Raw genomic sequence first — 10,396 nt, 5'->3', positions numbered from 1 at the left:
AACTTTGCATCGAATTAAAGCTCTGCTGCTCAGTGCAGGATCACCTTCATCGGTCTTTCCGTCACGGGCAACACGATGTCACGGCAAAAAGCAGCCGGCCTCACCGCGCGCAGAAATCCGTGAAATCTTCGCGAGGCATGAGCGGACATATTGGACGCTTTGCCCGACGAACAAGAGTTGGCATCACCCTGTAAGCGTGAAGACGCATGTTAAGCGATGCATGAGGTGCATCCCTGTAATGCATTCCAGCTGTTAGGCGGGAAATTAAATAAAGTTTTTATAAATTAAACAAGACCAGATTATCAGACAAAAAATAATTGTCATTAACACCGAAGCACTTCCCAAATCTTTGGCTTTCCTGGAAAGTTCGTGATATTGAAGTCCTACTCTATCTATTGCGGACTCTATCGCAGAATTAATTACCTCAACTATCATCAAAAACCAGATACAAGAGATCAGGAGCAATTTTTCCATCATAGATCTCCCAATCAATTGAGCCAATGGAAGCGAAATCACAAATAATATTACCTCAAGGCGGAATGCAGGCTCTAGCCACGCATCTTTTATGCCTGACCATGAGTATTTTGATGCATGCCAGACTCTAGAAAATCCTTTTCTATTCTTTTGAATATTATTAAAGATTTTGGATGTCGAGTTGTTTTCCATTTTTAACAGTATATTTCTTGATACTAAAGAATATAAACAAAAGAGTGGCGATCAACCAGCAAATGAGAATCGTGGCAATGTCATGAGAAATGAAATGGGCTCCTCTCAATTGTTGAGAGATACCAAATGTCAACCCAACCATAATGCCGCACAGCAATCCTAACCATCGATACTTAGGAATGACCATCTTAAAGAAGAAATATAAACTAACCCAGGCATAGCCAGCGCTCGCATGACCAGCCGGAAAGCATTTTCCGCTCCCCATCTCTTGAGGCCTGTGCTCAAAAAGACCAATAAAAGGGCGATCGCCACCAAATTGATTTAAGTTCCACGGGCAATCCATATTTGTCAATACCTTAAGAAGGCTCACCAAAATTACACTGACCAAACTGGATAAAATCAGGTAAAGCAGCGGGGACCGCCATTTTTTCCGCTGCTCAGATTTGGAGGCAAGTACAAATATATATAGTGCAATGATCACAACGATTGTTAGGGTGCTCAGATGCTTCCCCCCCTTATGAAGCAATTTGTTTGTAAGCCAATGATCATTCAAAGACCATTCATAACCCTGCAGGGCATATATTTTCTCGGCAAAGAAGAAGTCCCCTCCAAGATACATGAAATAATAAAAAATTAGCGCCAGGAGAGTAATCGGAATCAGTAAGTGATTTACAAAGAATTCTCTATTTATATTATTTGACATCTTCCATCTTGTCATTTTTTGAAAATATTCATTTTTTCAAACAAAGAAATAGCTGGTAACTACTTTGTCGCGAATTATATTTTTCTACTACCTGAATTAAAAAAGAGCGCAAAAAATGCGCTCTATGAATGACCAACTAAATAAAATTAAACTATTTTCGACAGCATTTGCCCCATCTCTACATATTCATCGACAGCTTGATTCATAGCGAATTGCGTACGAATAGCATTAGCTGTAAATGATGCCCTCTCTTGATCGAGATCAACCGTATTTCTATCCATGGCATTCTGAGAAACTGGGCGAAATGCAATTTGGGGATCAATTGATGTTGGAGCTATGTTCCCGAGGTGGGACTTATTCGTAGACTGCACTGTCAGCATTTGCCTTTGCGTCTCTTCAAGCGCAGCCTTGAAGTCTATATCTTTCGCTTGATATCCAGGAGTGTCAGCATTCGCAATATTGCTTGCTAATACTTCCATCCTCTTAACTCTAAGATATAGAGCGGCATCCTCGAATCTAAGAGAATCCATAGGATTTTTCTAGTAAATTTCGAAGATTCAATGGTAGCGAATTTTCCTCCTGAGCAAGATTACATTTTTGACACTATTCAGCCATTTACATGGTCTGAAGATTACATTTTTGACACCTTTTTGTAATCTGAACTTTTAGGAGAACAGAGATCACCCAGCCAATCATCTGCTCCCCCCTAAGTTCTAAGCAGACTTTCCGCAGTTTGCGCAAAAACGCGATCCAAGCGCCATCTGCACGCCGCATGCATTGCAGGCCTGGGGGGCTAGCCCGCTTCCGCACTGTTGACAGAACCGTGCTTGGGGAGAGCTTTGAGCTCGGCAGTTGGGACAAATGGTGGCACCGGGCACTGCTGGGTCATTGCAGGCGACAGGTGTCCGTTTTTGATGATGACCATTCCCATGATGATCGCCACCAGATCGGTGATGGCCTCCGAGTAGGCGTTCAAAAAAGCTCATGACTATCCTCACATTCCAAGTTGGTGCACACGAAAATCTCTATTGAATTCAGGACTTTGGCACTTTTCCAAGCAGCCTTAGTCCATTGACGACAACCAAGAGACTTGCCCCCATGTCTGCGAATACCGCCATCCACATGGACGCATTCCCGAACACTGCCAAAACTAGAAATACGGCCTTGATACCAAGAGCGAGAGTGATGTTTTGCCAAAGGATCGCATGGGTGGACCGAGACAGCTTCACTGTCTCTGCAATCCTTCGCAAGTCATCATTCATCACGACGACGTCAGCTGCCTCCATCGCTGTATCTGTACCGGCAGCACCCATGGCGACCCCGACGTCGGCTTGAGCCAGCGCTGGGGCATCATTAATGCCATCGCCCGTCATAGCGGTGAGCCCGTATTGGCTCTGGAGCGTTTTGATGGCAGCTAGCTTGTCCTCCGGTAACAGGTTTCCGCGCGCTTGGTCGATACCAGCTTCACCGGCAACTGACGAGGCCGTGGCTTGGTTGTCTCCAGTCAGCATGACTGGGGTGATACCAAGCGCTTTCAATTCAGTTATTGCTTCACGAGAGGAGTCCTTAATCGTGTCGGCAACTGCAAACAGCGCGATGACTCGTTCTGGGTCGGCAAGCAATGTGACAGTACGGCCGGATTCTTCATGCCGCTTGAGCGTGGCTTCAAGCTCTGAGGAGCATTGGCCACGTTCCTCAATCAAGCGATGATTCCCTAGTACATAGACTGTTCCACTCAGTTCGGCCTGCACACCTCGTCCAGCAAGTGCCGTGAAGTTCTGAATGTCTGCGCTGTTAGGCTTCAGGCCCGCTGCGATGGCGCGAGACACAGGATGATCTGAGTGACCAGCGAGAGCTGCTGCCACCGACTCCGCGGTATCAAGGCTGCTCGCGGCATCAACCAACGACCAGTCCACAAGGCGCGGCTTGCCCTCAGTAATTGTTCCGGTCTTGTCCAGCGCGATTGCCTTAAGCTTGCGCGCCTCTTCCAGATAGATACCGCCTTTGATCAAAATACCACGGCGGGCTGCTGCCGCTAAGCCGCTCACAATCGTCACTGGTGTGGAAATGACGAGTGCGCAGGGGCAAGCGATAACTAGCAGAACCAGTGCTTTATAGACGGCCTGCATCCACGTCCAGCCAAGTAGCCAGGGGCCTACCAATGCTACGACGACGGCGATAACGAAAATTGCAGGTGTGTAAATTGCAGCAAATCGATCAACGAACCCCTGAGTAGGTGCTCGAGTCGCTTGTGCTTGCTCAACGGCATGAATAATCCTCGCCAACGTCGAGTTGGAGGCCAATGCAGTAACCTCAAACTCAAAGGTTCCAGACTCGTTGATAGTGCCCGCAAACACTGGGTCACCCGCCGACTTGTCAACGGGGATACTTTCACCAGTTACGGGGGCCTGGTTGATGCTCGTTTGTCCTGTCTGAACGACTCCATCCATAGGAACGCGCTCACCTGGCTTGACTCGCAGCGTCGAGCCCACTGCGATTTGTGCAACTGCGACGGTTAGCCAACTACCGTCACTTTGGCGAACCGATGCTTGGTCCGGAGCCATCGCAAGCAACCCCTGAATGGCATTGCGGGCCCGATCGACTGCTCTCGCCTCGATTGCCTCGGCGATGGCATACAACGCCATCACCATCGCCGCTTCAGGCCATTGACCGATGACAAACGCACCAGTCACAGCAACAGTCATCAATGCATTGATGTTCAGCTTGCCACGACGAAGTGCTCCAAACCCTTTTTTATAGACGTCAAAGCCCGCAAGCCAAATCGCAATCGCGGCGACTGCAAAGCCGGCGATTCTCCAAGCCATGGTTTCTGGCGCGAAGTAGCCGACACCTTCAGCAGCGATAGCAAGAGCAAGCGCCGCGACCAACTTTGGAGTTGTGCCCCGTACAAGTTCATGGTCGTGGCCGTCGCCAGCCGCATGGCTTGAGTCCCCAGTGTTCGATGAGATCAGCTTTGGCTCAAAGCCAGCTTCAGTGATCGCCAACAATGCGGCAGCAAGGGCATCAGTGTCCGCGTCAATTTTGAGAGTTCTCTGCGAGAGCTGGAATCGGAGTCCCCGGATACCTGCAATTGGTTCAAGTGCACGTCGTATTTCAGCTTCCTCGCCTGCACAGTCCATTGTCGGAATGCGGTAAGTTAGCCCTTGATCCAACGGTGCTGCCACTGGGCTCTGGGTAGAGTGTGAGCTACAGCAATCCGTGGTGGCGGTACTAAGCGTGTTGTCATCAATGTTTGGGTGCTTCATACTCGATCTCCTGTTGACCATGTGGCAATTTAAAACCCTGTAGTTGGTATAGAGTCAACTCATTTCGAGGTGGGTCCATGAAGATTGGTGAACTGGCTGAGATCACTGGTACGGCGGTTGAAACCATTCGCTTTTATGAACGCGAGAAGCTGCTGCCTTCGGCTGCTAGAGCTGAAAACAACTACCGTATGTACTCGGCGGAGCACATAGGCCAACTTGCCTTCATTCGACGCTGCCGATCGCTGGATATGACACTTGATGAAGTACGTGCTTTGCTCTTGCTACGCGAGTCATCTGCGAAGGACTGTGCAGAAGTCAATGCGCTCTTGGACACACACATAGAACACGTCACTCATCGCATTCATGAGCTGAATGCTCTCGTTACTGAGCTTCAGACCATTCGTGCAAGCTGCAGCGCTCCACAGGCACTTTCTGAATGCGGCGTTCTTTCAAGACTCGAGACAAGCTCCACGACAAGCTGCGGGTCTACTCGTCCCCATCGCCATATCGACGGCGCGCACTAGGAAGCCATGCGCTGACCATTGACCCAGTGGATGCGGCAGGCCGCTCATGGCTTTCTCTTGTTGTGCACAAGAGGAGCAATCAATGGCGTTCGAGCTCATTGTTTGCAACGTAGATCTTTAGCGTGCTGCCTGCAAACGCTGCAGGTGCGATCTTCGACAACTCGATGGGCCTGTGACCCATCACATCAAATTTCCAGATGAACTGTTCCCCGCCATTGGTGAACGCGACCGTCTCTCCACACACTAGATTGAGATATTGAGTGCTTCGTGTTGTGTCAACAACGCGTGTGACCTGAGACGCAGCACCTGCTCGTCCAAATGTTTTGTCTGTACCGCGCGTAGTCGAGTTGGACTTTGCAGTCGAGCTTCCAGACTGACTAACGAAGCTGCTTTCAGTTGCCGATGCTGTCATCACGACGGTGGCTGAGGACAGCAGGATCGAAGCCAGAATTGCGAGATTAGTTTTCATGATAAAGAGTCCTTGATCAATTACTTGAAGAGTGTCTGAGCGCTTTTCTACCCAGACACATCAAATATATAGACAGGCACTTTACGCAATATAGTCTGCAACATGATATTTTTGTAATCCACAGCGAAAATTAACCTGATTACTAAAATGTAATCTGAATGTCAGATTTCTGTCGGTATTGCGCACATAGAGTTCTGTGCCCCTATTCCAAATCGAATTTCGATATTTCTATTAGGGTTAATAGGATTTCCATGAGCGCACCAGCATCCGAAGATAATCTAAAACTTCATCGATCAAAAATAGCTTTACTTTTTCAGGGATCTAGCGATCGCCATAAAGTATGGGTACCTATTGTTGCTCTGCTTGCGATGCAAATTGTTTTTGCATCTCTAGGATATGAGGGCAGAAAAATATTACAGATAAGTATTCTACTTATACCGACTCTATTGTTATTACTGATTCCAATTAATAACTCAAGATTGAATTTATTTAGGGCACTGCTTGTATGGTGCTTTGTTTTTGTTTTTTTATTAGACTCAGCAGTTCGAGCGCATCTCATCTCAATGTATGGTGCTGCGCCAGATAGCACGATGGTGATAAGTGCACTTGCCAACACAAATACATCGGAAATTGGAGGCTATATCTCCACACACATCCGTGATTTCAGTGGATCTAGCATTATTTTATTTATTTCAGCGGGTGTTGCTCTCTGGTTATCTTTAAAAGGGGCAAGAAAAAGAACGAAGGTCTCGAAGATTGAGCTGATTGCTTTATCCATCATCATTTTGATATCCGCCGTTTCATACATCAGCAAACCATGGAGAAGGATAAATCCTCTAATTTTTTGGTCTAATTTAGCTGGATCCGTAAAGAATACGAAAGATAGCTGGGCATCATATGGAAAAGAGCGCGCCTTAGCACAAAGGTCAGCAAAAAGTGAGATTCCTTCGATTGCTAGAAAAGACAAATCCACCGTAGTTCTTATTATTTCCGAGAGCATAAATCGAGATAACATGGGTATTTATGGCTACGAAAGAAATACGACACCGATGCTTGAAAAGCTTCAGAAGGATATAGGCGATAGATTCCTCGTTATTCGTAATTCATGGTCCACGGAAGCAACTACTATTCCTGCCATTGATAGCATGATGAACTTCACAACTGGTAAAACAGATAAGAATTTAAATATTATTGCTCTCGCGAAAGAAGCAGGATATAAGACTTGGTGGATAAGCAATCATGATGATATTGCCATTACGCAAAAGCATGCAGCTATGGCCGACGTGGTTTCCATGGAAAATAATAAACCAGGAAGATCTAGCAATTCGCTTGATGAAATTTTATTGCCTTCATATGAAAGTGCCCTCAAAGATTATCACCCTCATAAATTGATTGTTTTGCATATGCTGGGGGCTCATCCTCATTATCGTCTCCGGTACCCAGAAAAGCAGCCTCAATTCCCGGATGATGAAGTATCAAAAATAATGTCGGTCGCTGAACGCTCAATGTGGGTTCAGCAATTTAGAAACGACTACGACTCGGCTATTCTTTATCAAGACACTGTAGTTGCATCTGTCTTTGAAAAATTAAAAAGTTCCCCATCCAGTGCAGAGGACTACAAGTCCGTTATTTACGTATCTGATCACGGGCAGGAAGTTGGTCATCAAACAAATAAAGTTGGTCACAGTCCCAGTACTGCATCGGGTTATAAAATTCCCACAATAATTTGGACATCAACAGGAACTGATGTAGCTTCTAAAAATATTTCCGATAGACCATTTAGAGCTGACTGGCTCGCTTGGACCATGTCGGATCTAATGGCATTACGTTGGAATAGTTACGATCCCTCTCGAAGCATTATTAACTCAAACTATAGATGGATTAGCCCAGGCTTACCTATAAAAGACACAATAACTGGCAACTAGTATATGGCAGAAGGCTGGTTTGAGGAACACCTTAGCCAATCAAGCCAGCCTTCAAAGCTAGAAATCCACTTATGGATGTAAACAAGCAGCTCGATTAAAAAGCTATGTGAGTAGCTGTTCAGGTTGCGAATTCATCAGAGTTTTAAAAATCTATAGCCTGTGGATTGATGCCAGCCAGAAGACCACAATTGGCCGGTAGCAGCTATCGATCGAGGACTGCTCACGACCCAAAGCCGTCTGCCGTTATGGCCGTTCGAGCACGAATTTCAGCTCAGAAATAAAGGCGCGAACCCGTTGGGGGACGTACTTGCGCGTGGGATATAGCGCCCAAACGGACAAGCTGGGCGGAGCAGCTTCCTCCAGCAGGACAGGTATCAAGCTTCCCCCTGAGGTTTCCTCCACTACATCCCATTGAGTCATCATGGCGAGTCCAAGGCCTTGAATGCAGGCCGCGCGCACGCCTTCAACCGAGTTGCAGCTAAAGCGTCCATCGACCCTAAGCTGCCGCTGGTGTCCGTCCACTAGGAAGGGCCACATGGGCATGCTGGTCAGCCTGATACAAGCGTGCAGCTCTAGGTCCTTCAAGGTTCTCAGGGGCGGTGCATGCTTCAAATAGTCTGGACTTGCACACAGCACGCGCGGATTGGGGGCCAGTTCCTGACCAATCAGTTCTGAGGCATTTGGAGGCGCGATGCGTATGGCTAGGTCCATTCCAGCTGTCGCAATATCCGTGACCTTGTCATCAAACTCAAGCTCCACTCGCAACTTAGGGTTCGCATTCATAAGTCGTTCTGCCACGGGCAACACGATGCGTCGGCCAAATGCTCCTGGCGTCGTCACACGTAACAGCCCACTGACGCCTTGTGCGGCTGCTGCAAGCGTGCTCGATGCCTCGCCGACAGCATCTAGGATGGTGCGGGCCAGGGGCAAGAACTCCTCTCCCTCTGCCGTTAGGGTAACAGCGCGCGTTGTGCGGTGCATGAGGCGTGTCCCCAGTGACCGCTCCAGTGCAGCCAAGTGACGGGAGGCTGCCATGGGCGTCAGGCCGAGCTGGCGGGAGGCTCCGGCCAAGCTGCCCACCGCGCTGGCGGCCACAAAGACTGCAACAGAGTCAGTATCCATAACGATTTTCGATATTCAGGCATCACATTTTGGCCCACTACCGCATGTTTTAGCACTCCATTAGATTCGGTTGTGTTATTTACATTCACCGAGTATTGCCATGAGCCTTGATGTCTCCCTCCTGCAAACATCCTTTGAGCTGAAGCGTTTGAGCCTGCACAACCGCCTCGCCGTTGCTCCCATGACGCGCGTGACTGCAACCCCTGAAGGACTCCCGACCAATGCCATGCAACGCTACTACGGCCGCTTTGCTGCGGGTGGATTTGGGCTGGTCATTACCGAAGGAAGCTTCATCGATGAAGCCTTCTCGCAGACCTATGAGAACCAACCTGGCATGGCGACACTGGCACATGCCAACGCATGGCGTCCGCTGACAGCGCAGCTTCAGGCTGCAGGCACACGGGTAGTAGCGCAACTCCAACATGCAGGGGCGCTGTCCCAGTTCAATCGACACAAGCCAGGTCAGACGATCGCGCCATCGCCGGTACAGCCGCGCGGGCACCAAATGCCGTTCTACCGTGGCGAGGGCCCTTATCCTGTTCCTCGCGAAATCACCGATGAGGAGATAGCAGACGTTGTGGCCAGTTTCGGGCGTGCAGCGGCATTAGCGGTAGGCCATGCCGGCTTTGACGGGGTGGAAATTCACGGTGCCAACGGCTACCTTCTAGACCAGTTCTTGACCGGCCACACGAACGTTCGCGCCGACCGATGGGGTTCAGCCTTGCAGCAACGTCTGGAGGCGATAGTGGAGACAATCAAGGCCGTCCGCACAGCGGTCGGCTCCGGCGTGCCTGTAGGCATTCGTTTGTCTCAAGGCAAAGTGAACGATTTCACCCACAAGTGGGCAGAAGGTGAGGAAGGAGCCGAGGCCATCTTCGGCACATTGGCAGCCACTGGGTTGGATTACATCCACCTCACTGAGTTTGAAGCCTGGAAACCTGCCTTCGAAGTAAAAGGCCCCACGCTGGTTCAACTGGCACGCAGATTCGCAAAAGACACGACCATCATCGCCAATGGTGGTTTGCATGATGTCTCCCGCGCACTGGAGGTCCTGGAGCATGGCGCGGACATCATTGCATTGGGGCGCGGCGCTCTCAGCAACCCGGATTGGCCACAAAAGGTCCAGCAGGGCATCGCGCTGGAAGAATTCGACCGGAGCATCTTAGGACCTATCGCGGACATTAAGGCGTCAGAGTTGGCGAAGGCCGCCTGATGAATGCTGGTCAGAGCCTGCTTCTGGCCGAACTCAGTCGATCATGACCTGCTGGCGGGTCAGCCGCGACCGGCACAGGCGGTCAATTCAACCGGAATCCGCACAACAGGTCAACACAGCTGATTGCACCCGCAGAAGCACTCCTTCAGGTCAGCACGCGGTGGAGTGCGCAATCGAACAACTGGTCCTAAGGTGAAGCGGTTGCTGACGTGCAATGACGTTCAAATGCTGTAGTTTGCGAATGCCGCCGCTCTGGAACTGGATCGTGGACAACTCAGACCAGCTTGTAGCAGCCATAACCTCTAAATTAACCAAAGAATGCACAGCCTCAAGCAGTCGCGTTCACGCAAGAAAAAGAGCGCTCTATGTGAACGCTCTTTTCATAGCAAGGACTGCACCAGTGGTGCACCAAGCAGCCGTATTTCCCCATTCAAGATCACTACGAGCAGCTCAAGTTTACGACTTTACCGTTACAAGTCACCGCTTCGTCAACCCGCATGAATGCTAG

At 49.3% G+C, this 10,396-nt stretch carries 11 protein-coding genes; 3 read left to right on the top strand and 8 right to left on the bottom strand.

What is annotated here, in order from left to right:
* Window positions 1–264 precede the first annotated feature (264 nt).
* From CSE6_RS25565 to CSE6_RS25545, 6 genes are all read right to left on the bottom strand, one after another.
* A complete protein-coding gene (locus CSE6_RS25565; protein WP_083994842.1) occupies window positions 265–666 on the bottom strand; it encodes a diacylglycerol kinase in 402 nt (133 codons plus the stop codon).
* Complete coding sequence (locus CSE6_RS25560) at window positions 635–1,369, bottom strand: phosphatase PAP2 family protein (protein WP_059441859.1); 735 nt, start codon at window positions 1,367–1,369, stop codon at window positions 635–637. Before CSE6_RS25560 ends, CSE6_RS25565 begins: the two co-directional genes overlap by 32 nt.
* A 146-nt stretch (window positions 1,370–1,515) precedes the next feature.
* Window positions 1,516–1,899, bottom strand: coding sequence for a flagellar basal body rod protein FlgB (flgB, locus tag CSE6_RS25555; RefSeq protein ID WP_059441858.1), 384 nt, complete (start codon window positions 1,897–1,899; stop codon window positions 1,516–1,518).
* A 183-nt stretch (window positions 1,900–2,082) separates the two neighbouring features.
* The gene (locus CSE6_RS26865) at window positions 2,083–2,232 is read right to left on the bottom strand and encodes a zinc ribbon domain-containing protein (protein ID WP_228744757.1); all 150 of its coding nucleotides are present in this window, start codon (window positions 2,230–2,232) and stop codon (window positions 2,083–2,085) included.
* Window positions 2,163–2,345, bottom strand: coding sequence for a hypothetical protein (locus CSE6_RS25550; RefSeq protein ID WP_059441857.1), 183 nt, complete (start codon window positions 2,343–2,345; stop codon window positions 2,163–2,165). Before CSE6_RS25550 ends, CSE6_RS26865 begins: the two co-directional genes overlap by 70 nt.
* Window positions 2,346–2,403: 58 nt before the next feature.
* Window positions 2,404–4,635 (bottom strand): cation-translocating P-type ATPase, encoded by a 2,232-nt coding sequence (locus CSE6_RS25545; RefSeq protein WP_059441856.1) that lies wholly within the window; start codon window positions 4,633–4,635, stop codon window positions 2,404–2,406.
* A gap of 77 nt (window positions 4,636–4,712) precedes the next feature.
* Here CSE6_RS25545 and cadR point away from each other — a divergent pair, with 77 nt between their 5' ends.
* A complete protein-coding gene (gene cadR / locus CSE6_RS25540; RefSeq protein WP_083994841.1) occupies window positions 4,713–5,159 on the top strand; it encodes a Cd(II)/Pb(II)-responsive transcriptional regulator in 447 nt (148 codons plus the stop codon).
* Window positions 5,160–5,238: 79 nt separating this feature from the next.
* Here cadR and CSE6_RS25535 read toward each other — a convergent pair whose 3' ends face one another.
* Window positions 5,239–5,628, bottom strand: coding sequence for a CzcE family metal-binding protein (locus tag CSE6_RS25535; protein ID WP_059441855.1), 390 nt, complete (start codon window positions 5,626–5,628; stop codon window positions 5,239–5,241).
* Window positions 5,629–5,879: 251 nt separating this feature from the next.
* Between CSE6_RS25535 and CSE6_RS25530 the strand changes: the two genes are divergently transcribed.
* Window positions 5,880–7,553, top strand: coding sequence for a phosphoethanolamine transferase (locus tag CSE6_RS25530; RefSeq protein ID WP_187427622.1), 1,674 nt, complete (start codon window positions 5,880–5,882; stop codon window positions 7,551–7,553).
* A gap of 243 nt (window positions 7,554–7,796) precedes the next feature.
* Here the strand turns inward: CSE6_RS25530 and CSE6_RS25525 are convergent, their stop codons facing one another.
* On the bottom strand, window positions 7,797–8,675 hold the full coding sequence (locus tag CSE6_RS25525) for a LysR family transcriptional regulator (protein ID WP_046462819.1): 879 nt from the start codon (window positions 8,673–8,675) through the stop codon (window positions 7,797–7,799).
* 100 nt (window positions 8,676–8,775) lie between these two features.
* Here CSE6_RS25525 and CSE6_RS25520 point away from each other — a divergent pair, with 100 nt between their 5' ends.
* A complete protein-coding gene (locus CSE6_RS25520; protein ID WP_046462820.1) occupies window positions 8,776–9,888 on the top strand; it encodes a tRNA-dihydrouridine synthase in 1,113 nt (370 codons plus the stop codon).
* Window positions 9,889–10,396: the final 508 nt, after the last annotated feature.

The sequence above is a fragment of the Comamonas sp. E6 genome (assembly GCF_001010305.1).
GTDB classification, from domain to species: Bacteria; Pseudomonadota; Gammaproteobacteria; order Burkholderiales; family Burkholderiaceae_C; genus Comamonas; species Comamonas thiooxydans.
The sequence above is the reverse complement of the archived record's forward strand: the minus strand, read 5'-3'. Positions and strand labels throughout refer to the sequence as shown.